Annotated in this window: 24 protein-coding genes; 19 read left to right on the top strand and 5 right to left on the bottom strand. The window is 60.8% G+C overall.

The genetic code is table 11. The features are described 5' to 3' along the window. Positions 1 to 222 precede the first annotated feature (222 nt). Positions 223 to 492, bottom strand: coding sequence for a hypothetical protein (locus QK296_RS18955; protein ID WP_282391182.1), 270 nt, complete (start codon positions 490 to 492; stop codon positions 223 to 225). Positions 493 to 758: 266 nt separating this feature from the next. Here QK296_RS18955 and QK296_RS18950 point away from each other — a divergent pair, with 266 nt between their 5' ends. Continuing rightward, positions 759 to 1856, top strand: a complete 1098-nt coding sequence (locus tag QK296_RS18950) for a sigma-54 dependent transcriptional regulator (RefSeq protein ID WP_282391181.1) — start codon at positions 759 to 761, stop codon at positions 1854 to 1856. Here QK296_RS18950 and QK296_RS18945 read toward each other — a convergent pair. After that, a complete protein-coding gene (locus QK296_RS18945) occupies positions 1845 to 2210 on the bottom strand; it encodes an antibiotic biosynthesis monooxygenase (protein WP_169855581.1) in 366 nt (121 codons plus the stop codon). The genes QK296_RS18950 and QK296_RS18945 overlap by 12 nt on opposite strands. 100 nt (positions 2211 to 2310) lie before the next feature. Here QK296_RS18945 and soxR point away from each other — a divergent pair, with 100 nt between their 5' ends. The 10 genes from soxR (at position 2311) to QK296_RS18895 (ending at position 9802) form a co-directional block, all read left to right on the top strand. After that, positions 2311 to 2760 carry a redox-sensitive transcriptional activator SoxR gene (soxR, locus tag QK296_RS18940; RefSeq protein WP_034135000.1) on the top strand — a complete coding sequence of 150 codons (450 nt, stop codon included), beginning with the start codon at positions 2311 to 2313 and terminating at the stop codon, positions 2758 to 2760. Between the two features lie 84 nt (positions 2761 to 2844). Next, positions 2845 to 3306, top strand: a complete 462-nt coding sequence (locus QK296_RS18935; protein ID WP_169855580.1) for a VOC family protein — start codon at positions 2845 to 2847, stop codon at positions 3304 to 3306. Positions 3307 to 3657: 351 nt separating this feature from the next. Beyond that, positions 3658 to 4860, top strand: a complete 1203-nt coding sequence (locus tag QK296_RS18930; protein WP_003190166.1) for a PepSY domain-containing protein — start codon at positions 3658 to 3660, stop codon at positions 4858 to 4860. Further along, complete coding sequence (locus QK296_RS18925; RefSeq protein ID WP_003190164.1) at positions 4857 to 5393, top strand: hypothetical protein; 537 nt, start codon at positions 4857 to 4859, stop codon at positions 5391 to 5393. The genes QK296_RS18930 and QK296_RS18925 overlap by 4 nt, the downstream gene beginning before the upstream one ends. Further along, entirely contained in the window at positions 5390 to 5713 is a 324-nt protein-coding gene (locus QK296_RS18920) for a hypothetical protein (RefSeq protein ID WP_003190163.1), read from the top strand. Before QK296_RS18925 ends, QK296_RS18920 begins: the two co-directional genes overlap by 4 nt. After that, positions 5710 to 6270 carry a DUF6162 family protein gene (locus QK296_RS18915; protein ID WP_003190160.1) on the top strand — a complete coding sequence of 187 codons (561 nt, stop codon included), beginning with the start codon at positions 5710 to 5712 and terminating at the stop codon, positions 6268 to 6270. The genes QK296_RS18920 and QK296_RS18915 overlap by 4 nt, the downstream gene beginning before the upstream one ends. Before the next feature lie 19 nt (positions 6271 to 6289). Next, positions 6290 to 7210, top strand: a complete 921-nt coding sequence (locus QK296_RS18910; protein ID WP_034135210.1) for a metal ABC transporter substrate-binding protein — start codon at positions 6290 to 6292, stop codon at positions 7208 to 7210. Next, entirely contained in the window at positions 7207 to 7953 is a 747-nt protein-coding gene (locus tag QK296_RS18905) for a metal ABC transporter ATP-binding protein (protein ID WP_282391180.1), read from the top strand. Before QK296_RS18910 ends, QK296_RS18905 begins: the two co-directional genes overlap by 4 nt. Then, the gene (locus QK296_RS18900) at positions 7950 to 8849 is read left to right on the top strand and encodes a metal ABC transporter permease (RefSeq protein ID WP_282391179.1); all 900 of its coding nucleotides are present in this window, start codon (positions 7950 to 7952) and stop codon (positions 8847 to 8849) included. The genes QK296_RS18905 and QK296_RS18900 overlap by 4 nt, the downstream gene beginning before the upstream one ends. Continuing rightward, complete coding sequence (locus QK296_RS18895) at positions 8849 to 9802, top strand: zinc ABC transporter substrate-binding protein (RefSeq protein ID WP_120247756.1); 954 nt, start codon at positions 8849 to 8851, stop codon at positions 9800 to 9802. The genes QK296_RS18900 and QK296_RS18895 overlap by 1 nt, the downstream gene beginning before the upstream one ends. A gap of 146 nt (positions 9803 to 9948) precedes the next feature. Here QK296_RS18895 and QK296_RS18890 read toward each other — a convergent pair whose 3' ends face one another. Beyond that, a complete protein-coding gene (locus QK296_RS18890; protein WP_034135004.1) occupies positions 9949 to 10662 on the bottom strand; it encodes a UTRA domain-containing protein in 714 nt (237 codons plus the stop codon). A gap of 351 nt (positions 10663 to 11013) precedes the next feature. Between QK296_RS18890 and QK296_RS18885 the strand changes: the two genes are divergently transcribed. The 8 genes from QK296_RS18885 (at position 11014) to QK296_RS18850 (ending at position 20706) form a co-directional block, all read left to right on the top strand. Further along, positions 11014 to 12090, top strand: coding sequence for an ABC transporter substrate-binding protein (locus QK296_RS18885; RefSeq protein ID WP_003190150.1), 1077 nt, complete (start codon positions 11014 to 11016; stop codon positions 12088 to 12090). 177 nt (positions 12091 to 12267) lie between these two features. Beyond that, positions 12268 to 13074, top strand: a complete 807-nt coding sequence (locus tag QK296_RS18880; protein WP_078466978.1) for an alkaline phosphatase family protein — start codon at positions 12268 to 12270, stop codon at positions 13072 to 13074. Beyond that, the gene (locus tag QK296_RS18875) at positions 13071 to 13916 is read left to right on the top strand and encodes an ABC transporter permease subunit (protein ID WP_003190145.1); all 846 of its coding nucleotides are present in this window, start codon (positions 13071 to 13073) and stop codon (positions 13914 to 13916) included. Before QK296_RS18880 ends, QK296_RS18875 begins: the two co-directional genes overlap by 4 nt. Then, positions 13903 to 14703, top strand: coding sequence for an ABC transporter permease (locus tag QK296_RS18870; RefSeq protein ID WP_003190144.1), 801 nt, complete (start codon positions 13903 to 13905; stop codon positions 14701 to 14703). Before QK296_RS18875 ends, QK296_RS18870 begins: the two co-directional genes overlap by 14 nt. Further along, entirely contained in the window at positions 14700 to 15689 is a 990-nt protein-coding gene (locus QK296_RS18865) for an ABC transporter ATP-binding protein (RefSeq protein ID WP_003190143.1), read from the top strand. Before QK296_RS18870 ends, QK296_RS18865 begins: the two co-directional genes overlap by 4 nt. 33 nt (positions 15690 to 15722) lie before the next feature. Beyond that, the gene (locus QK296_RS18860) at positions 15723 to 16376 is read left to right on the top strand and encodes an HAD family hydrolase (protein WP_282391178.1); all 654 of its coding nucleotides are present in this window, start codon (positions 15723 to 15725) and stop codon (positions 16374 to 16376) included. 361 nt (positions 16377 to 16737) lie between these two features. Continuing rightward, a complete protein-coding gene (locus QK296_RS18855; protein WP_223816873.1) occupies positions 16738 to 18819 on the top strand; it encodes a carboxy terminal-processing peptidase in 2082 nt (693 codons plus the stop codon). Positions 18820 to 18936: 117 nt separating this feature from the next. Then, positions 18937 to 20706, top strand: a complete 1770-nt coding sequence (locus QK296_RS18850) for a bifunctional diguanylate cyclase/phosphodiesterase (protein ID WP_003190139.1) — start codon at positions 18937 to 18939, stop codon at positions 20704 to 20706. On the opposite strand, the gene QK296_RS18845 is transcribed toward QK296_RS18850, so the two are convergent. Both QK296_RS18845 and QK296_RS18840 read right to left on the bottom strand, forming a co-directional pair. Further along, a complete protein-coding gene (locus QK296_RS18845) occupies positions 20703 to 21074 on the bottom strand; it encodes a hypothetical protein (protein WP_003190138.1) in 372 nt (123 codons plus the stop codon). The two genes, QK296_RS18850 and QK296_RS18845, sit on opposite strands and share 4 nt — an antisense overlap. Then, the gene (locus QK296_RS18840; RefSeq protein WP_282391177.1) at positions 21071 to 21409 is read right to left on the bottom strand and encodes a helix-turn-helix transcriptional regulator; all 339 of its coding nucleotides are present in this window, start codon (positions 21407 to 21409) and stop codon (positions 21071 to 21073) included. Before QK296_RS18840 ends, QK296_RS18845 begins: the two co-directional genes overlap by 4 nt. Positions 21410 to 21416: the final 7 nt, after the last annotated feature.

Here is a 21416-nt window from a genome sequence, read left to right as displayed (position 1 = left end):
ACTCGCAGAGCGTATTCCCAAGAGCAGCGTCTCGGGGGCATCGACCAGAACAGAGGTCGTCAGGTTTAACCGATCGAATGCCATTAAAGAAGGTAACTTTATTTAAATGTGCGTAGGAACGCTCCTGGAATTGAGCTTAACAGGCTGAAGTAGCCCCATGGCAAACAAAAAGCCCGAGGTTCCTTGTGGGAAGCCTCGGGCTTTTTGATGCAAGAAGCGCGCTCAACTGGGGCGGCCATGCAGGACCACGCTGCGCTCGGCGTTCATTTCACCTTGGCGATCAAAACCGAAAGGCTTTTGTGGCTGGCCAAGCAACGCGGCGCGCTGGCGTTGATACTCGTCAAACGACAAGCCGCGACGGCCCAGGGCCTCCAGGGCCAACTGCTTGGTTTCCTCGGCCGTATAGGGACGCAACTCCGGGGAAGGCTGGGTCGCACAACCCGCAAGGACAGAGGTGACAAGTAAAAAGGAAACAGCGAGGAAACGGTTCATGGCGTTGGCCCTGCGAAGGTGGTTTCGAGTCAATGAACACAGGCTACTCCCGGCCCCTCTCGCTGAAAAATCATCGTCCGTGATAGTCGCTATCACGCGTATCGGCGCCTAGGCGGAAACACCTCCATATTCATTTAAGTTCTATAAATATAGAAACACCTTCATTTACGAATTAAGACGCTACCTCTATAAAGACTTTGCGTGCAGCCCGCTGCCCATCAGGCAACAGCCCTTCAACAAAGCCCGAACTCCCATGAGAGGTCACCATGCAGCTGTTCACCCTGCCGCCCTCGCCTGCCCTAGCCACCTCGATCCGCGCCACAGCCCAGGTTTTCGAAGACCCAAAGTCCCAGGCCCTGCTCGACCATATCCAGCAAGTGGCCCCCAGCGAAGCCAGCGTGCTGATCAACGGCGAAACCGGCACCGGCAAAGAACTTGTTGCGCGGCATATCCACCACCTCAGTGCGCGGCGAAACCGGCCCTTCGTGGCGGTGAACTGCGGGGCCTTTTCGCAATCCCTGGTGGAAGCCGAGTTGTTCGGCCATGAGAAAGGCGCCTTTACCGGTGCCCTCGGCGCCAAGGCCGGCTGGTTCGAAGAGGCTCACGGCGGCACCTTGTTTCTAGATGAGATCGGCGATTTGCCGATGGCCATCCAGGTCAAGCTGCTGCGGGTGCTACAGGAGCGCGAAGTGGTGCGCCTGGGTTCGCGCAAGCGCATTGCTATCGATGTGCGAGTCCTGGCGGCCACCAATGTACAACTGGAAAAGGCCATCAATGTTGGGCGTTTCCGTGAAGACCTCTACTACCGCCTCAATGTAGTCAGCCTGGCATTGAGCCCGCTGCGCGAACGTACCGGCGATATCCTGCCACTGACCCGGCACTTCATCCAAACCTACAGCCAGCGCCTGGGTTACGGCCCGATCAGCGTGAGCCACCTGGCCGAGCATAAGCTCAAGCGCTACAGCTGGCCGGGCAATATCCGTGAGCTGGAGAACGTGATTCATCACACCCTGCTGATCTGCCGCAACGCTGTGATCGAACCCGACGACCTGCGCCTGTCGGGCCTGCGCATCGAACGCCAGAACGACAACGACACCGATCCCAGTGCAGAAGCCCTGCTGGCGCGGGCGTTTCAAAAGCTCTTCGAGGAACAGGCCGGCGCCCTGCATGAAAAGGTCGAGGACGCTTTATTGCGCGCTGCTTATCACTTCAGCCACCACAACCAAGTGCACACCGCCAACTTGCTGGGACTGAGCCGCAACGTCGCTCGCGCTCGCCTGATCAAGATCGGCGAACTGGCGGTAAACAAGCGCAGGCCCGGGGAAAATGTGCAAGGCGAACGGATGCTGCACCTATCCATTTAGTCGGCAGTGCAAGGCATCGTCCTGACTGCGCTCAAAACTGCGCAGTACCTGGAATGCGCCAAAGGTCACGGCCGTGGCCCGGTGAGCACGGATCAGCGTCCAGAAATCTTCGCCGCCTTGCTCAAAACATTTAAAGGCGGCCTCACCCTCCTCGCGCGACTGCCATTGCAAATAATTGAGCACCCTGCGCCCGTCATCGCTGACCTGTACGCTGGCACTCAAGAAGCCGCCATGGCGCACGGCCAGACGCTCGCTCTGGGTGGCCAAGGCGGCCACCAGGGCGGATTGCTGACGGGGTTCGATGTGAAATTCGATCAGTTGAGTGAAGCTGCGACTCTTCTCTGATACCGGCATGAAAACTCCCCTCTCTCTGTAGGCAGAATCTTGCGATTCGATGCCACGCAGGGTAAAACCTCTAGTTAAGTCGAGGTCAAGCACTGTTTGGGAGAGGTTCATGCTCACTAAGGAACTCAGCGTCGGTCAGCTCGCTGCCCGCAGCGGCGTGGCGGTGACCGCCCTGCACTTCTACGAGGCCAAAGGGCTGATCAAGAGTAATCGCAATGCCGGTAACCAGCGGCGTTATCCACGTGATGTGCTGCGGCGCGTGGTGCTGATCAAGATCGCCCAGCGCTTGGGCATTCCGCTGGCCAACATTGGCGAGGCATTGCAGGCCTTGCCCGATGGGCGCACACCCAATGCTCAAGACTGGGAGCGCCTGTCGGCGTTGTGGCGTGAAGACCTGGATGAGCGCATCAACAAGCTGATGCTGCTGCGCGACAAGCTCAATGGCTGCATCGGTTGCGGGTGCTTGTCGATGGAGGCGTGCCCGTTGCGCAATCAGGACGATAAGCTCGCTGAGTATGGGCCAGGCGCCCAGTTGCTGGAGCCCACCACACAGCCTTGATAAAAGCACCTCGTCGGTTGCCCGCAGACCACGCATTACGTGACCTATAGTGAAATGCTCGTACCTCGACTCAAGGAGAACGTTATGAGCGTTAAAGCTATTCCCGAGGGTTATCAGGGCATTACCCCCTATCTGGGCATCAACGAGGCCGCAAAGGCAATCGAGTTCTACAAGAAGGCCTTTGGCGCCTCAGTGTTCATGCGCCTGGACATGCCTGACGGCAGGGTCGGCCATGCGGAACTGCGCATTGGCGAAGCGGTGATCATGCTGGGCACGCCCTGCGACGAAACGGCCCTGCGCAATCCCGACGCACATCCCAGTGTCGGCCTGCACCTGTATGTGAATGACGTGGACGAACAATTCAAACAGGCGATTGATGCCGGCGCCAGCGTGGTATCCAAGCCGCAGGATCAGTTCTATGGGGATCGCTCGGCGAGTGTGAAGGATCCGTTCGGGCACCTGTGGTTCCTGGCGACTCACAAGGAAGACCTGAGCGAGGAACAGATCCGCCAGCGTGCCATGCAAATGTTCAAGCAAGGCGGATAGTTGCAGCGCAATCAGCGCCCGGCATCAATCCCCTGTGGGAGCGGGCTTGCCCGCGATGGCGACGGATCAGTCAATTAATCTGCAACTGAACCACCGCCATCGCAGGCAAGCCAGCTCCCACATTTAGACCTCAGCGCGTCAGATAGAAAGGCGTCGGCTGGCAGGCAGCTATGTCTCAAAGGTTACGCCACACACCCTGAAAGCGATCCTGAAACATTTTCTTTCATATCCCCCTTAGGGATTTCTCATTCTCATCCGTCTTAACTTAGATACAGCCTGTCGCGTCAGCAAAAGCTACGACTGGCCTTTTCCGGGCCTCCATCGCCCCCTCCGATCAAGACCCTCATTCATATGTCGAAGAAGTCACGCTCCAAACTCTGGTTTCTCGTCCATAGCTGGCTGGCGTTGCCCATCTGGTTCTTTGTACTGATTGTGTGCGTCACCGGCACCCTGGCCGTGGTGAGCCAGGAAATCGTGTGGCTGGCCAACCCGGATATCCGCGCCAGCAAGCCGTCGGATGATGCTCAGCCGCTGAGCTTTGACCAAGTGATCGCGGCCATCAAGCGCGATGAGCCCAAGGCTATTGTCCAGTCCATCATCCGCCCGGATGAATCGCACTTCGCGCTAAGCGTTGGCCTCAGCTACCCGGATGGGCGCTCCGTGGAGGTGTATGCCAACCCCTATACCGGCGCGATCCAGGGCATCAGCCCCTCGTTCAACTTCCAGCAATTCACCCGCGCCCTGCATGGTTGGTGGCTGGTGCCGTTCACCAATGGGTACAGCTGGGGCTGGTACCTGGTGTCTGCGTTGGGCTTGCCGCTGCTCGCTTCGCTGGTCACCGGGCTGGTTGTGTACAAGCGCTTCTGGAAAGGCTTCTTGCGCCCTACCCTGCGCATCCGCCACGGCGCGAGAATCTTCTGGGGCGACTTTCACCGTCTGAGCGGCATCTGGTCGATCTGGTTTATCGCGGTCATTTCAATCACCGGCACCTGGTTCCTGATCGAGGCTGTCCTGGGCGACAACCAGATATCCATTTCCAGCGAACCCATCGTGCCAGTGATTGCGCGGGAAAAGGTGCCGTTGTCGGCACCGGGCGTACCGGCACCGATGATCCCCATCGACAAGGCGATCGACATCGCCGCCGAGAAAATCCCCGGCCTGGACGCCAGCTTTGTGTTCATGCCAAGCAACGCCTACAGCCACCTGCAGATCGGCGGGCGTGGCTGGTACCCGTTGATGTTCCAGACCGCACAACTGAACCCCTATGACGGTGAAATCGCGCTCTCGAACTTATTGTCCGACCGCACCCCGCTGGAGTTCGTCACCGAGTCGATGCGCCCGCTGCACACCGGGGACTTTGGCGGTTTGTGGATCAAGCTGATCTGGGCGTTCTTCGGCCTGGTGCTGAGCATGATGGTATTGAGCGGCCTGCTGATCTGGACCAAGCGCACTGCCCTGGCCACCCTCAACGCCCTCAAGCGCGAGGCCAAGACGCAACGTCAAACCGCGCCCATCCCGGCCATGCACGCCGAAACCTCGGAGGCCCAGCGATGAGCAAGGTCGCGACCGTACCGCCGTCCCCGCTGCGCGCCTTCTGGCTGAAATGGCGTTTCCATATCAACATCCTGCTGTTGCTGGTGCCGTTGGGGTTCATGCCCAAGTACTTTGCCGACGCCGCGCTGTTTCGCGGGGATACCGGCATCGGCGAACGCGTGGCCGGGCAAGTGCAAGTCGGGCCCTGGAGCCTGACGCTGGCTGAGTTTCGCAACGAAGGCCCGAGCCCGGATCCGGCTGGCCCGATGAAGTTCTTCAACGCAGCCCTGTGTGACACCTGCGCCGAGCAGGTCAAGGCCACTTACCTGCGTATCGGCAAACCCCGCAGCCTGCGCGCCGCCGGAGTGATCTTCTTCGGCACGCCGTATCGCATGGGCGCCGCCCTGCCAATCCCCGAACGCACCCCGGCGGACGCCGAAATATGGGTGACCATGGAAGGCTGGGACGGAAGCATGCACCAGGGTTCCATCCCGCTGAGCCAGGCCTCGCCTGCCACCATTGCCTGGCTGAACAAGCAAGGAGTCAAACCATGATGTTCAAGCGCCTCACCCGCGCCGCGCTGTTGCTGTGCGCCGGCCTGAGCACCACCGCCTTCGCCCATAACCCGATGTGCGAATGCAAGGAAATCCCCGGCGAGCAGATCCAGTGCAAAGGCGGTTTTTCCGACGGCAGTGGCGCCCCCGGCGTAACCCTGGATGTGATCGGCTACGACGAAACCATCCTGGTGCCGGGCAAGCTCGGCGAGGATTCGACCCTGACCTTCAAGAAGCCCACCGCCGAGTTCTACGTGCTGTTCGATGCCGGCCCCGGCCACGTGGTGGAAATCGACCAAGCGGATATCCCGTCGCAATGAGTACCACACAGGTTGTACGCCCCGCCGGGGCGGGCCACGAAACCCTTTATGTGCTGCTGTTGTGTCTGATCATCCTCGCGGTGGCGGGCACGGTCGTGGCGCTGCACGGGGAAACCCAGGAAGTCGCGGCGGTACCAAGCCACCAGCTGGACGCCCGCCGCGACCTGAGCGCGGCCGAGCAAGGCATCTACGCCGACCTGCGGGTGACCCTGGATGAAATCCACCTGTTGCAGCAGGAGCACAGCGCCCTGCCGACGCCTGAGCAACTGGCCGAAGAAGGCTTCGCGCCGTTTGCCCAGGACGCCAGCTCGGTCAGCCGTGGTGGCCATCGCTGGGAGTTGCTGGCACCCGCCGCCTACCTGGGTTTGAGCCAGGCGCCGGCCACCAGCGGTTCGCTGCTGATGCGCGTGCAAGGCAGCGAGCCGGATATCTGGCTCAACCGCAGCGCCAACCTTGCCGCCCCGTCCGACCTCACTGACCAAGCGCTGATCGCGGCCGGCTGGCAGCAGGTGGTCGCGCAATTCGATGCCGGCGTCACCCGCCAGCACCGTCACTGAACGAGAAGACCGATTGCCCATGTCTATGTCATCGCCCCTGTTACGCCTGTTAATGGTTGGCCTGTTCAGCCTGATGCTCGCCCCCCTTGCCAACGCCGAGGCGGCCAAGCGCCTGCGTATCGGCATTACCTTGCACCCCTATTACAGCTATGTAACCAATATCGTGGGCGACAAGGCCGAAGTGGTGCCGCTGATTCCCGCCGGTTTCAACCCCCACGCCTACGAGCCGCGCGCCGAAGACATCAAGCGCATCGGCACCCTGGATGTCATCGTGCTCAACGGCGTCGGCCATGACGACTTCGCCGACCGCATGATCGCCACCAGCGAGCGCCCGGACATCAAGGTGATCGAAGCAAACGCCAACGTGCCGTTGCTCGCCGCCACCGGTAACGCGGCACGCGGTGCGGGCAAGGTGGTCAACCCGCACACCTTCCTGTCGATCAGCGCGTCGATTGCCCAGGTCAATAACATTGCCCGTGAGTTGGGCAAGCTCGACCCGGACAACGCCAAAACCTACACCCAGAACGCCCGCGCCTATGGCAAGCGCCTGCGCCAGATGCGCGCCGACGCCCTGGCCAAGCTGACCAGCGCGCCCAACCCGGACCTGCGCGTCGCCACTGTGCACGCGGCCTATGACTACCTGTTGCGCGAGTTTGGCCTGGAAGTCACCGCCGTGGTCGAGCCGGCCCACGGTATCGAGCCAAGCCCCAGCCAGCTGAAAAAGACCATCGATGAACTGCGCGCCCTGGATGTGAAAGTGATCTTCTCGGAGATGGACTTCCCGTCCACCTACGTCGATACCATCCAGCGTGAATCTGGAGTCAAGCTGTACCCGCTGTCGCATATTTCCTACGGCGAATACAGCGCCGAGAAGTACGAAGTGGAGATGACCGGCAACCTCAACACCGTGGTCCGCGCGATTCAGGAGTCGGGAGCATGACCGCCGCGCAGCAACTGAACGCCGCCAGCGTCGGCCCGACCCTGAACTTCGACCAGGTCTCGCTGACCCTGGGGCGCACCGTGATTCTCGATGGCGTGAGCTTCCAGGTACAGCCGGGCAGCATCCATGCGCTGGTCGGCCCCAATGGCGGCGGCAAAAGCTCGCTGATCAAGACCCTGCTGGGGCAAACGCCGCACCAGGGGCGCTTGAGCCTGGAGTGGCCAACCACACCCGGCACCGTCGGTTACGTGCCCCAGGCGCTGGAATTTGATCGGGGCCTGCCGATGACCGTGGACGATTTCATGGCTGCCATGTGCCAGCGTCGCCCGGCGTTTCTGGGCCTGTCCAGGCATTACGCGGCGGCGATTGGCGATGCCCTCGAGCGCGTCGGCATGCAAGACAAGCGCAAGCGCCGCATGGGCGCGTTGTCCGGCGGTGAGCGCCAGCGCGTACTGCTGGCCCAGGGGCTGATTCCTGCGCCGCAGTTGCTGGTGCTGGACGAGCCGATGTCGGCCCTCGACGAGGCGGGTATCCAGGTGTTCGAACGGCTGCTGAACGACTGGCGCCTGGCCGGGATTACGGTGCTGTGGATCGAGCACGACCTGGAGGCCGTGGGCCGCCTGGCCGACCACGTCACCGGTCTTAACCGCCGCGTGCTGTTCGACGCCACACCGAAAGAGGCGCTGATCCCGGACCGCCTGCTCACTCTGTTCTCCACTCACCCTCGGAGCCCGGCGCCATGAGTTATGAAGCCTTTCGCTTGATGGTCCAGGGCTGGGCCTCTTCCGGTTACCTGCCCGAAGCCCTGGCCTACGGTTTTGTGGTCAACGCCCTGCTCGCCGGCTTGTTGATCGGCCCGGTACTCGGCGGCCTGGGGACGCTGGTGGTAGTCAAGCGCTTTGCGTTTTTCTCCGAAGCGGTCGGCCATGCCGCACTGACCGGCGTGGCCGTGGGCATCCTGCTGGGCGAACCCTATACGGGGCCCTATGGCAGCCTGTTTGGCTACTGCCTGCTGTTCGGCATCCTGCTCAATTACCTGCGTAACCGCACCGGCCTGGCGCCCGACACCTTGATCGGCGTGTTCCTGTCGGTGTCCCTGGCACTGGGGGCAAGCCTGCTGCTGATCCTGGCCGGCAAGATCAACGTGCACATTCTCGAGAACGTGCTGTTTGGCTCGGTGCTGACGGTCAACGGCAACGACCTGCTGGTACTGGCCATTGTCGGCTCGCTGGTGATGGCCCTGGCATTGCCACTGTACAACCGCATCATGCTGGCCAGTTTCAACCCGCAATTGGCGGCAGTGCGCGGGGTGGCGGTGAAAAGCCTGGACTACCTGTTCGTGATCCTGGTGACCCTGATCACCGTGGCTGCGGTCAAGGTCATCGGCGCAATCCTGGTCGGTGCCTTGCTGGTGATTCCTGCCGCGGCGGCGCGCCTGTTGAGCCAGTCACTCAAAGGGTTTTTCTGGATCTCGGTGCTGATCGCTACCGTCAGCACCCTGTGCGGCATCCTGCTGCCGATCATCTTTGACCTGCCCATCCCCTCCGGCGCCGCCATCATTCTGGTTGCCGGGATCGCCTTCGCCTTAGCCGCCATCGCCCGTGGCGTTGTGCCCAGCCTCAAAGGGAATCTTGGATAATGCGCCCTGCCTTTCGCCCACTGGCCTTGGCCATCGCTTGCTTGATGAGTACGTCGGCGCTGGCCGTCGACGGTTTCGACGCCAAGGACTTCAAAGTCAACCAGGGCCTCGGTCACGCAGCCCTGACCAAGACCAAGCCGCCGGTCAAGGTGCTGGCCTCGCTGCCGATTACCTATGGTCTGGCCGAAGCGCTGCTCAAAGGCACCAACGTAGCGCTTGAACGCGCCGCGCCGGCCAATTTACCCGGCTCGCGGCAGGTGTCCTACTTCACCGGCCGCGGTGCTGCGGCATTGAACAAGTTGGCGCTGGACGCCGACGCGGCCATCGGCCTGCGCTCGCTGTGGGCCGATGACCCGCTGTACCCCGTGGCACGGCGCAGCAATATCCGCATCGTCGAAGTCGATGCCGCACGCCCGGTGGACGGTGGCTTGCCGGGTATCGCAGTACAACCGGGGGTCACCGATGGCTTGAACAGCCAACCCTGGCAATCGAGCAACAATATGGGGCGCATGGCCGACGTAATGGCCGCCGACCTGGGCCGCCTGGCCCCGGCAGCCAAACCCAGGATCGACGCTAACCTTGCCGCGTTCAAACAGCGTTTACTCAAGCTCACCGCCGACAGCGAGGCGCGATTGGCCACGGCCGACAACCTGAGTGTGGTCAGCTTGAGCGATCACTTCGCGTACCTGGTCAGCAGCTTGAACCTGGAAGTGCTCAGCACCGAAGCACGCCCCGATGCCGAGTGGACGCCTGAGGCGCTGCAGAAACTCAGCGCCGAGTTGAAGGACAACGACGTGGCGGTGGTGCTGCATCACCGTCAACCGAGTGATGCGGTCAAAGCCGCCGTAAATGCCGGCGGCTCCAGACTATTGGTATTGAATGTGGACGGTGCCGACCCGGTGACGGAGTTGGAAACCAATGTGGACCAAGTGATCAAGGCACTTACGCCCTAGGCGAGCCACCGATCCGTCAGCGATAAACTCGGTTCAATGTGGGAGCTGGCTTGCCTGCGATGCGGGCGCCTCGGTTTATCAGGCATACCGAGTCGATGCCATCGCAGGCAAGCCAGCTCCTACATTGGATCGCGGTGCATCAGCCGCTACACCACATCCACCCCCACATGAATCGCATCATGCCGCCAGAACTCCAGGTCACAGTCGATCAGGCGTTGATGCTGGTCGTAGTTCACCCGGGCGATGCGCAAGCCCGGGCTACCCACCGAGACACGCAGCGCAGCGGCCGCTTCCACCGGCAGTGAGGTGGGCACAATTTCGAAACGCACCCGCCCGTAGTGCAAGTCATATTTGCGCGCATACAGCTCAGTCATCGACTGATTCAAATCGCACGCCAGGATCCCCGGAAAATACTGCGGGTTCAGGTAGTGCTCCACGTACAACACCAGGCGTCCGTCAATCCTGCGGCCCCGGCAAATCTGGATCACGCTCGACAACGCCGGCAATTGCAACCAAGCGCACACCGCCGCAGACGCCGGTTGCAAGCGTGCGGAAATGACCTGCGTGGAAGCCTCACGCCCCTGATCGCTGACCATGGCGTGAAAGTGGCTGCGCTGCATCAGGTTATAGGCCAGCCGTGGCGGCGAGACGAACCATCCCCGACGCTCTTCACGATAGATCTGCCCTTGGGCTTCCAGTTGTAACAAGGCTTCCCGCACGGTAATCCGAGTGGTACCAAACAACTCGCTGAGCTTGCGTTCGGCGGGCAGTTTGCTGGCAGGCGGCAACAGGCCATGGTCGATCTGCTCTTGCAGCGCCAGGCCGATGGAAGTTACCGCCTTGATTGCCTCATCACGCATCAACGTTACCTATCTGGACTAGACCAGCACCGTTCAGGTGCACAAAACGCGCTCTATCTGGGCTTTTGCTGCTGTGTGCCAGCCTAGGCACTCCAGATGACCGACAGATGACAAAGGCTGTCGACTGCCTCTACCACACCCTGCAATACATCGGCCAAGTCCAGGGCCTGCGGGCACTTGGGCATGGTCTACGCTAAGTCGGAACTGAGCGACATCAGCGCTTCAAAAACGACATCGACATGAAACTGTCATCCATGGGGCCTAGATTGGCTCAGGTATTGCTGACCTAGACCAAACCACCGCTAACGTTCAGATAAAACGCCGCGTTGAAAACGCCCAAAGGAGCTTCGGATGAAACAGCTTTTCCTGGCATCACTGTTAGGCTCGACCATTGCCATGTGCACCGCCGCCATGGCTGCTGATACCGATCTAAAAACCTTGGAAGCCGCCGCCAAAGCGGAAGGCGCCGTCAACAGCGTCGGCATGCCCGATGACTGGGCCAACTGGAAAGGCACCTGGGAAGACCTGGCTAAAACCTACGGCCTCAAGCACATCGACACCGACATGAGCTCGGCCCAGGAAATCGCCAAGTTCAAAGCCGAAAAAGACAACGCCAGCGCGGATATTGGTGACGTGGGCGCGGCCTTCGGCCCGATCGCGGTGAAGCAGGAAGTCACCCAGCCGTACAAACCGTCTACCTGGGCCCAGGTGCCGGATTGGGCGAAAGACAAAGACGGTCACTGGGCCCTGGCCTACACCGGCACCATTGCCTTTATCGTCAACAAGAAACTGCTGCACGGCTCCGAAGTGCCTACCACCTGGGCTGACCTGCAAACCGGCAAGTACAAGGTATCGGTGGGTGACGTGAGCACCGCCGCCCAGGCTTCGAACGCAGTACTCGCCGCGGCCATCGCCAACAAAGGCGACGAGAAAAACATCGCGCCGGGCCTGCAATTTTTCACCAAGATCGCCCAGCAGGGTCGCCTCTCACTGTCCAACCCGACCATCGCCACCATGGAAAAAGGCGAAGTCGAAGTGGGTCTCGTCTGGGACTTCAACGGCCTGAGCTACAAGGCCAAGATGGCCAACCCGGATGACTACGTGGTGCTGATCCCCTCGGATGGCTCGGTGAAATCCGGCTACACCACCATCATCAACAAATACGCCAAGCACCCGAACGCCGCCAAGCTGACCCGCGAATACATCTTCAGCGATGCCGGCCAGCTCAACCTGGCACGTGGCAACGCGCGTCCGATCCGCGCTGAAACCGACTTGAAACTGCCGGCGGACGTTGCCAAGAACCTGATCCCGGGCGAGCAGTACACCAAGGCCAACCCGCAGCCGATCAAGGATGCCGATGCCTGGGAAGCGACGTCCAAGAAGCTGCCACAGATGTGGAACGAGCAGGTCATCGTAGAAATGAAGTAATCGGTCTCTCTGATCGAGGTGCGGTCAGTGTGGGAGCTGGCTTGCCTGCGATAGCGGTCTGACACTCAATATTTGTGTCCACTGATACACCGCCATCGCAGGCAAGCCAGCTCCCACATTTGATTCCATTCCAAGTTGATACTGAGCTATACCATCTGTTGCGGAGCCCCAGCCCCCATGAAGCACAATGTCATCCTTGTGGTGCTCGACGGCCTCAACTTCGAGGTCGCCCGGCACGCCATGGGGCACTTGCAGGCCTATGTCGGCGCAGGACGCGCAGCCCTTTACACACTGGAATGTGAACTGCCTGCCCTGTCCCGCCCGCTGTACGAGTGCATCCTCACCGGCGTGCCGCCGATTCAAAGCGGTATCGTGCACAACAACGTCTCGCGCCTGTCCAACCAGCGCAGCATTTTCCACTACGCCACCGACGCAGGCTTGAGCACCGCGGCAGCGGCTTACCATTGGGTCAGCGAGCTGTATAACCGCACGCCCTTTCTCGCCGCCCGCGATCGTCACACCGACGACAAGGCGCTGGCGATCCAGCACGGGCATTTCTACTGGAATGACCACTACCCCGATTCCCACCTGTTCGCCGATGCGGAAAGCCTGCGGCTCAAGCACGCGCCAAACTTTTTGCTGGTGCACCCGATGAACATCGACGATGCCGGCCACAAGCACGGCCTCGACACCGCGCAATACCGCAACAGCGCACGCTCGGCGGACATCATCCTGGCCGACTACCTGCAAGGCTGGCTCGATGCCGGCTACCAGGTACTGGTCACCGCTGACCACGGCATGAACAACGACCGCTCCCACAACGGCCTGTTGCGCGAAGAACGAGAAGTGCCGCTGTTTGTCCTGGGTGACGCCTTCAGCCTGGACACTGACGCTGCGCCGAAACAGACCGACCTGTGCGGCACGGTCTGCGAACTGCTGGGCGTGCCCCACGACAAACCTGTGTGCCGGGAGTTGCTCAAGTGAATGCATTGACCCGCGGCAAATGGCTGGCCCTGCTATGCCTGCTGCCCTTCGCACTGTTCTTTATCGTGTTCGAAATCGCGCCGCTGGTGTGGGTGCTGATCAGCAGCCTGCAAACCGAAGAGGCCGGCTGGAGCCTGGAAAACTTCACCCGCATCTTCACCTCGAAGTTCTACCGGCAGGCGATCCAGTTCAGCCTGGAGATCAGTTTCTACTCCAGCATCTTCGGCATCATCATCGCCACCCTGGGCAGCTACTCACTGCGCCGAGTGGATTCGCCGCTGCGCAACTTTGTCACCGCGTTCGCCAACATGACCAGCAACTTCGCCGGCGTACCCCTGGCCTTCGCGTTTATCATCCTGCTGGGGTTCAACGGCAGCATCACCCTCATGCTCAAGCAGGCCGGGATCATAGAAGACTTCAACCTGTACTCGAAGACCGGCTTGATCATCCTGTATACCTACTTCCAGATTCCCCTCGGCGTGCTGCTGCTCTACCCGGCCTTCGACGCACTGCGCGAAGACTGGCGCGAGTCGGCCGCCCTGCTCGGCGCGAATGGCTGGCAGTTCTGGCGGCATATCGGCCTGCCGGTGCTCACCCCGGCCCTGCTCGGTACCTTTGTGATCCTGTTGGCCAACGCCCTCGGCGCCTACGCCACGGTCTATGCGCTTACTACCGGCAACTTCAACGTGCTGCCGATTCGCATTGCGGGCCTGGTGTCCGGCGATGTGTCGTTGGACCCGAACATGGCCAGTGCCCTGGCCGTGGTGCTGGTGGCGCTGATGACCGTGGTCACGGTGGTGCATCAATTGCTGCTCAAGAGGAGCTACCATGTCTCGCGCTGAAGCCGGCCCGGCCTCCCTCTACCATCGGGTGGTGGTGTACCTGTTGTTCCTGATCCTGGTGCTGCCTTTGGTAGGCACCTTTGTCTACTCGATTTCCAGCAGTTGGTCGGCAACCATCCTTCCCGCCGGCTTCAGCGTGAAGTGGTATGTACAGCTGTGGAGCGACCCGCGTTTTCTGATGGCCTTCGGGCAATCGTTGCTGGTGTGCGTGGGCGCACTGATCCTTTCGGTGGTGTTGATTTTGCCGCTGCTGTTCGTGGTGCATTACCACTTTCCCAAGCTCGACGCGCTGATGAACATCCTCATCCTGCTGCCCTTCGCGGTGCCGCCGGTGGTGTCCTCGGTGGGTCTGCTGCAACTGTACGGGTCCGGGCCGCTGGCGATGGTGGGCACGCCGTGGATTTTGATCGGCTGCTACTTCACCGTCGCGCTGCCGTTCATGTACCGCGCGATCACCAACAACCTGCAAGCCATCAACCTGCGCGACCTGATGGACGCTTCGCAACTGCTCGGCGCCAGCACCTGGCAGGCCGCGATCCTGGTGGTGCTGCCCAACCTGCGCAAGGGCCTGATGGTGGCGCTGCTGCTGTCGTTCTCGTTCCTGTTCGGCGAGTTCGTGTTCGCCAACATCCTCGTCGGCACCCGCTACGAAACCCTGCAGGTGTACCTCAACAACATGCGCAACAGCAGCGGCCATTTCACCAGTGCCGTGGTGATCTCCTATTTCTTCTTTGTGCTGGTGCTCACCTGGGCCGCCACGCTCTTGAACAAGGACAAAAGCCAATGAGCTTCGTCAGCGTCCAACACCTGCAAAAAGGCTACACCGGCACCCCGGTGTTCAGCGATATCAATTGCGAGATCGCCAAAGGCGAGTTCGTCACCCTGCTCGGCCCGTCCGGTTGCGGCAAATCCACCCTGCTGCGCTGTATCGCCGGGCTTACCCCGGTGGACAGTGGCCAAATCCTCCTGGATGGCCAGGACATCGTGCCCCTGAGCCCGCAGAAACGCCAGATCGGCATGGTGTTCCAGAGCTACGCGCTGTTCCCCAACATGACCGTAGAGCAGAACGTTGCCTTCGGCCTGCGCATGCAGAAAGTCAACGCCGACGACAGCCACAAGCGCGTACAAGAAGTGCTGCAACTGGTGGAGCTCAAGGACCTGGCCGGCCGCTACCCGCACCAGATGTCCGGTGGCCAGTGCCAGCGCGTCGCCCTCGCCCGCTCCCTGGTGACCCGCCCGCGCCTGCTGCTGCTCGATGAACCGCTGTCGGCATTGGATGCACGGATTCGCAAGCATTTGCGCGAACAGATCCGCCAGATCCAGCGCGAACTGGGGTTGACCACGATCTTCGTGACCCACGACCAGGAAGAAGCCCTGACCATGTCCGACCGCATCTTCTTGATGAACCAGGGCAAGATCGTGCAGAGCGGCGATGCCGAAACCCTCTATACCGCGCCGGTGGATGCGTTCGCTGCCGGGTTTATCGGCAACTACAACCTGCTCGATGCCGACAAGGCCAGCCAACTGCTGCAACGGCCGATCAGCGGGCGCATCGCGATTCGCCCCGAAGCCATCGAGTTGAGCCGCAGCGGCGAGCTCGATGCGCTGGTGCGTAGCCACAGCCTGCTGGGTAACGTGATTCGCTACCGCATCGAAGCCCGCGGTGTCGAGCTGGTGGTGGACGTACTCAATCGTTCGGCCGACGACCTGCACCCGGATGGCCAGCGCCTGGCACTTTCCATCGACCCCAGCGCACTGTGTGAAGTAGCCTGACAGGCAGCGACCTATTGAGAGAGAGCATGAAGGATGGCATTGGTAATTTTTGATCTGGACGACACCCTGATTCACGGCGACTGCGCCACGCTGTGGAGCGAACAGATGGGCCGCCTCGGCTGGGTAGACCCTGAGTCGTTCATGCGCCGGAACAACGAGCTGATGGACGCCTACAGCCAGGGCCAGCTGCGGATGGAAGATTTCATGGATTTCAGCCTGGAGCCGATGATCGGCCGCACTCCGGAAGAAATCGAGCACCTGGTGGAGCCGTGGGTCGAGGACGTGATCGAGCCGCTGATCTACAGCGACACCACCAAGACCATCGCCCGCCACCGCGCGAACGGCGACCGGATCCTGGTGATTTCCGCGTCGGGCACTCACCTGGTCACGCCGATTGCGGCGCGTATCGGCATTGAGGAAGTGCTGGGGATCAACCTAGAAGTCAGCCACGGCGTGTACAGCGGTAAGACCGTAGGCGTGCTGACCTATCGTGAGGGCAAGATCACGCGCTTGGTGGAATGGCTGGCGCAGGAAGGCGAAACCCTTGAAGGTGCCTATTTCTATTCGGACTCGCGCAATGACTTGCCGCTGCTACTCAAGGTGGATCACCCGCAGGCAGTGAACCCGGACCCCGTATTGCGCGCCCATGCCGAACAGGCCGGCTGGCCGATCCACCATTGGACCTGAATCAATAGAGATCAACCTGTGGGAGCTGGCTTGCCTGCGATAGCGGTGCAACAGTGAAGAATTCTTCATCTGGTGCACCGCTATCGCAGGCAAGCCAGCTCCCACACTGACTGCATTTCAATCTAGGTTTCGGCCAGGCTATTAGCAATATGGACTACACCGAACGTAGGACGGGGTTGTTCTAGCCCCCCACATCACCGTCAACGCCTTGCAATGCTTTCACAGTGCCTCCATAGTGAGTCTGGACTGAGCCCGGTGCTGTAGCGCCGGGCTTTTTGCATTATGCGACCGGACCATATGGAACCGGCTCCCTCAAAGACGGCCTAATATGCGTTATCAATTGCCCCCGCGTCGAATCAGCATGAAGCATCTGTTCCCCAGCACCGCCCTCGCTTTTTTCATTGGTCTCGGCTTCGCGTCGATGTCGACCAATACGTTCGCAGCCAATAGCTGGGACAACCTTCAGCCTGATCGCGATGAGGTGATTGCCAGCCTTAACGTCGTCGAGTTGCTTAAGCGCCATCACTACAGCAAGCCGCCGCTGGACGACGCTCGCTCAGTGATCATCTACGACAGCTACCTCAAGCTGCTGGACCCGTCGCGCAGCTACTTCCTGGCCAGCGATATCGCTGAGTTCGACAAGTGGAAGACGCAATTCGACGACTTCCTCAAGAGCGGCGACCTGCAGCCTGGCTTCACCATCTACAAGCGCTACCTGGACCGCGTCAAAGCGCGTCTGGACTTCGCCCTGGGTGAGCTGAACAAAGGCGTCGACAAGCTCGATTTCACCCAGAAAGAAACCCTTCTGGTGGACCGCAAGGACGCCCCTTGGCTGACCAGCACCGCAGCCCTGGACGACCTGTGGCGCAAACGCGTCAAGGACGAAGTGCTGCGCTTGAAGATCGCCGGCAAAGAGCCCAAGGCCATTCAAGAGCTGTTGACCAAGCGCTACAAAAACCAGCTGGCGCGCCTGGACCAGACCCGTGCCGAGGATATCTTCCAGGCCTACATCAACACCTTTGCGATGTCCTACGACCCGCACACCAATTATCTGTCGCCAGATAACGCGGAAAATTTCGATATCAATATGAGTCTGTCCCTGGAAGGCATCGGTGCCGTCCTGCAAAGCGACAATGACCAGGTGAAGATTGTACGTCTGGTGCCGGCAGGCCCGGCTGACAAAACCAAGCAAGTGGCACCGGCCGACAAGATCATCGGCGTGGCCCAGGCCGACAAAGAGATGGTCGATGTGGTCGGCTGGCGCCTGGACGAAGTGGTCAAGCTGATCCGTGGGCCTAAAGGCAGCGTGGTGCGCCTGGAAGTGATTCCGCACACCAATGCACCGAACGACCAGACCAGCAAGATCGTGTCCATCACCCGTGAAGCGGTGAAGCTCGAAGACCAGGCCGTGCAGAAGAAAGTCCTCAACCTCAAGCAGGATGGCAAGGACTACAAGCTGGGGGTGATTGAAATCCCGGCCTTCTACCTGGACTTCAAGGCGTTCCGTGCCGGTGATCCGGACTACAAGTCCACCACCCGCGACGTGAAGAAAATCCTCACAGAACTGCAGAAAGAGAAAGTCGACGGCGTGGTCATCGACCTGCGCAACAACGGCGGCGGCTCCCTGCAGGAAGCCACCGAGCTGACCAGCCTGTTTATCGACAAGGGCCCGACCGTGTTGGTACGCAACGCTGACGGCCGTGTCGACGTGCTCGAAGACGAGAACCCGGGAGCCTTCTACAAAGGGCCGATGGCGCTGCTGGTCAACCGCCTCTCGGCCTCGGCCTCGGAGATTTTCGCCGGTGCCATGCAGGACTACCACCGTGCACTGATCATCGGCGGCCAGACCTTCGGCAAAGGCACCGTGCAGACCATCCAGCCGCTGAACCATGGCGAGCTTAAGCTGACACTGGCCAAGTTCTACCGGGTCTCCGGGCAGAGCACCCAGCATCAGGGCGTACTGCCGGATATCGATTTCCCGTCGATCATCGACACCAAGGAAATTGGCGAAAGCGCCCTGCCTGAAGCCATGCCGTGGGACACCATCCGCCCTGCGATCAAGCCGGCGTCGGATCCGTTCAAGCCGTTCCTGGCACAGCTGAAGGCTGACCACGACACCCGCTCTGCCAAGGATGCCGAGTTCGTGTTTATCCGCGACAAGCTGGCCCTGGCCAAGAAGCTGATGGAAGAGAAGACCGTCAGCCTCAACGAAGCGGATCGCCGTGCACAGCACTCCAGCATCGAGAATCAGCAACTGGTGCTGGAAAACACCCGCCGCAAGGCCAAAGGTGAAGACCCGCTCAAAGAGCTGAAGAAAGAAGATGAAGACGCGCTGCCGACCGAGGCGGATAAAACCAAGCCGGAAGACGACGCCTACTTGGCCGAGACTGGCCGGATCCTGCTGGATTACCTGAAGATCACCAAGCAGGTGGCCAAGCAGTAAATGATGGCGATTTAATGTGATCGCTCCTCGGAGTGTCATCATATAGACATCATTCTGTCGTGAAATAAAAGGACCGCAGGTTTACGCCTGCGGTCCTTTTTTTTGATCGAGACCGCCATGACCATGACCGAACAGCTGAATGCATTGGGCTCAATCCTGGCTCAAGGCAGTTTGCACAGCCTGTTCCAACCGATCATCTGCCTGTCAGAGCGGCGCATCCTCGGTTACGAAGCCCTCAGTCGCGGCCCGTCCAACAGCCCGCTGCACTCCCCCGTCGCGCTGTTCTCGGTGGCCAGCCATGCCGGGCGCCTGAGCGAGCTGGACATGGCGTGCCGAGAGCGTGCATGCCGACGCTTCAGCGAGCAGAAACTGCCGGGCAAGCTGTTCCTCAATATCTCGCCGGAATCGTTGATGGAGCACGCGCATCAGCCAGGGCGCACCCTGCAACTGTTGCGCGACTTCGGTATTTCTCCCAGCCAGGTGGTGATCGAACTCACCGAGCAGGCGCCCACCGACGATTTCGCGCTGTTGCAAACCGCCTTGCACCACTACCGCGACATGGGTTTTGCCATCGCACTCGATGACCTGGGCGCCGGTTATTCCAGCTTGCGCTTGTGGTCGGAACTGCGCCCGGACTACGTGAAGATCGACCGGCATTTTATCGACGGCATTCACCAGGACGCCCTCAAGCGCGAGTTTGTCGGCTCCATCCTGCAGATCGCCAAGGCGTCCCGCGCCCAAGTGATTGCCGAAGGCATCGAGTTGCCGGAAGAACTGGCGGTATTGACCGAAATGGGCGTCGACCTGGTCCAGGGCTACCTGCTCTGCCGCCCTCAGGAACAGCCCCCGCAGGAAGCGCGCCTGATGCTGCCCAAACCGGATAACGCCATGCTGGCCCTCAATGATGAAGGCAGTGACCTGAGCGCCCTGCTCAATGAGCAGCCCGCCGTGGATCAAGACACCGCCACCGCCCAAGTGCTGGAATCGTTCCGCCGCCAGGCCAACCTCAACTCGCTGGCGGTGTTGGACGGCTGCGGTCGCCCGGTCGGCATTGTGCACCGGCATTCGCTATCGGACGCGCTGCTCAAGCCATTCGCGACCGACTTGTTCGCGCGCAAACCCATCAGCCGCTTGATGAGCGATGATTTTTTGGCGGTGGAACTGAGCCAGTCCTTGCAGCAGGTCAGCCGCTTATTGACCAGCCGCGCACGACAACGCATCGAAGAGGATTTCATCATCACCCTGAACGGTGATTATCTGGGGCTGGGCCGGGTTATCGACGTGCTCAAATTGATCACCGAACTGAAAATCCAGCAGGCCCGCTACGCCAACCCGCTGACCTTGCTGCCTGGCAACGTGCCGATCCAGCAGTGCCTCACTAGGCTGTTGCAGCAACAGCGCGAGTCGGTGATCTGCTATGTGGATATCGACAGTTTCAAGCCGTTCAACGATATCTACGGCTACGGGCGCGGGGATGAAGTGCTGCTGTGCCTGGCGCAGTGCTTGAACGATCGGGTAGACCCCAGCCGCGACTTTGTCGGGCACATTGGCGGCGATGACTTTCTGCTGGTGTTGGGCCCGCAGGATTGGCGCAAGCGGCTCAACCAATTGCTGGACGATTTCCACACCCAATGCCGGCGCTTCTACCGCGCTGAACACCTTGAGGCTGGGTGCTTCGTGGCCCTCAACCGCCAGGGCGCGCGCCAGGAATTTGCATTGCTGTCGCTGTCCATCGGCGTGGTGCATTTGTATCCACAGGCCTGTGCGCAACTCGATGCCAGCCAATTGGCAGAGCTGGCTTCACAAGCCAAGCACCATGCCAAGGATGTTGCGGGCTACAGCATCCACGTGATCGACAGCATGGACACCTGCTCCCAGGCGCTTTAGGCCTCGGCAGATTCCGGGTACTCGTACTCGAACACCCGCACCACTTCGGATGCATGCCAGGACGCAGCGGCCACACCATCGGAAGGCCCGCTGAACCGCCCCAGTCGCTCCACACACTCAAAAAAACCGGTGCGTGGCAGGCGGCTCGCGCCCTGGCTGATCACCAGGGAACTGCGCAGCGGTTGCTCCGCCTTGGCATCCAGCGCCGCCAGGTGCTCCAGGGCCGCAGCCAGGGTCTGCATGGCCGGCGTGGGGAATTGCAGGCGCTCCAGCAGCGCACGATACGTCAGCAAATGGCGCTGGCGACGCGCCTGGTCCAGTTCATTGATTAACCCATCCCAGTGTTGACGGCTGATACGTAGGCTCAAGACTCATCCCTCCAACCTGCAACGCCCAATTCCCAGGCCAGGCTGCGGCGAATGGCGGCATCCGGCTGGCGTTCACCACTTTCTATCAATCCAAGATACGAAGGGCTGATGCCCACGGTACGCGCCAGGGCCTCGATCGCCAGGCCCTTGGCCTCACGCAGGCCGCGCAGGGCTGCGAGCGGGCGCAGGTCCTGCTCGGAGACGGTGGGTGCAGCAGAAGGAGAAGCGCGTGGCGGTTGCAACTGACCGGCGGCTTTTAGCAGCGCCTGGTACTGGTCCCATGGCAACACCGCATACTCGGGTTCGCCATCGCGTGAAATGATCTGGATATCCATGACTGCC

This window comes from Pseudomonas sp. AL10 (assembly GCF_029960685.1).
Taxonomy (GTDB): Bacteria; Pseudomonadota; Gammaproteobacteria; order Pseudomonadales; family Pseudomonadaceae; genus Aquipseudomonas; species Aquipseudomonas lactis.
Note: the sequence above shows the minus strand (reverse complement) of the source record. Positions and strands in the feature narration are given on the sequence as shown.

Coding starts and splice junctions, on each gene's coding strand:
- QK296_RS18955 (WP_282391182.1), bottom strand. CDS start 492: ATGAACCGTTTCCTCGCTGTTTCCTTTTTACTTGTCACCTCTGTCCTT.
- QK296_RS18950 (WP_282391181.1), top strand. CDS start 759: ATGCAGCTGTTCACCCTGCCGCCCTCGCCTGCCCTAGCCACCTCGATC.
- QK296_RS18945 (WP_169855581.1), bottom strand. CDS start 2,210: ATGCCGGTATCAGAGAAGAGTCGCAGCTTCACTCAACTGATCGAATTT.
- soxR (WP_034135000.1), top strand. CDS start 2,311: ATGCTCACTAAGGAACTCAGCGTCGGTCAGCTCGCTGCCCGCAGCGGC.
- QK296_RS18935 (WP_169855580.1), top strand. CDS start 2,845: ATGAGCGTTAAAGCTATTCCCGAGGGTTATCAGGGCATTACCCCCTAT.
- QK296_RS18930 (WP_003190166.1), top strand. CDS start 3,658: ATGTCGAAGAAGTCACGCTCCAAACTCTGGTTTCTCGTCCATAGCTGG.
- QK296_RS18925 (WP_003190164.1), top strand. CDS start 4,857: ATGAGCAAGGTCGCGACCGTACCGCCGTCCCCGCTGCGCGCCTTCTGG.
- QK296_RS18920 (WP_003190163.1), top strand. CDS start 5,390: ATGATGTTCAAGCGCCTCACCCGCGCCGCGCTGTTGCTGTGCGCCGGC.
- QK296_RS18915 (WP_003190160.1), top strand. CDS start 5,710: ATGAGTACCACACAGGTTGTACGCCCCGCCGGGGCGGGCCACGAAACC.
- QK296_RS18910 (WP_034135210.1), top strand. CDS start 6,290: ATGTCTATGTCATCGCCCCTGTTACGCCTGTTAATGGTTGGCCTGTTC.
- QK296_RS18905 (WP_282391180.1), top strand. CDS start 7,207: ATGACCGCCGCGCAGCAACTGAACGCCGCCAGCGTCGGCCCGACCCTG.
- QK296_RS18900 (WP_282391179.1), top strand. CDS start 7,950: ATGAGTTATGAAGCCTTTCGCTTGATGGTCCAGGGCTGGGCCTCTTCC.
- QK296_RS18895 (WP_120247756.1), top strand. CDS start 8,849: ATGCGCCCTGCCTTTCGCCCACTGGCCTTGGCCATCGCTTGCTTGATG.
- QK296_RS18890 (WP_034135004.1), bottom strand. CDS start 10,662: ATGCGTGATGAGGCAATCAAGGCGGTAACTTCCATCGGCCTGGCGCTG.
- QK296_RS18885 (WP_003190150.1), top strand. CDS start 11,014: ATGAAACAGCTTTTCCTGGCATCACTGTTAGGCTCGACCATTGCCATG.
- QK296_RS18880 (WP_078466978.1), top strand. CDS start 12,268: ATGAAGCACAATGTCATCCTTGTGGTGCTCGACGGCCTCAACTTCGAG.
- QK296_RS18870 (WP_003190144.1), top strand. CDS start 13,903: ATGTCTCGCGCTGAAGCCGGCCCGGCCTCCCTCTACCATCGGGTGGTG.
- QK296_RS18865 (WP_003190143.1), top strand. CDS start 14,700: ATGAGCTTCGTCAGCGTCCAACACCTGCAAAAAGGCTACACCGGCACC.
- QK296_RS18860 (WP_282391178.1), top strand. CDS start 15,723: ATGGCATTGGTAATTTTTGATCTGGACGACACCCTGATTCACGGCGAC.
- QK296_RS18855 (WP_223816873.1), top strand. CDS start 16,738: ATGAAGCATCTGTTCCCCAGCACCGCCCTCGCTTTTTTCATTGGTCTC.
- QK296_RS18850 (WP_003190139.1), top strand. CDS start 18,937: ATGACCATGACCGAACAGCTGAATGCATTGGGCTCAATCCTGGCTCAA.
- QK296_RS18840 (WP_282391177.1), bottom strand. CDS start 21,409: ATGGATATCCAGATCATTTCACGCGATGGCGAACCCGAGTATGCGGTG.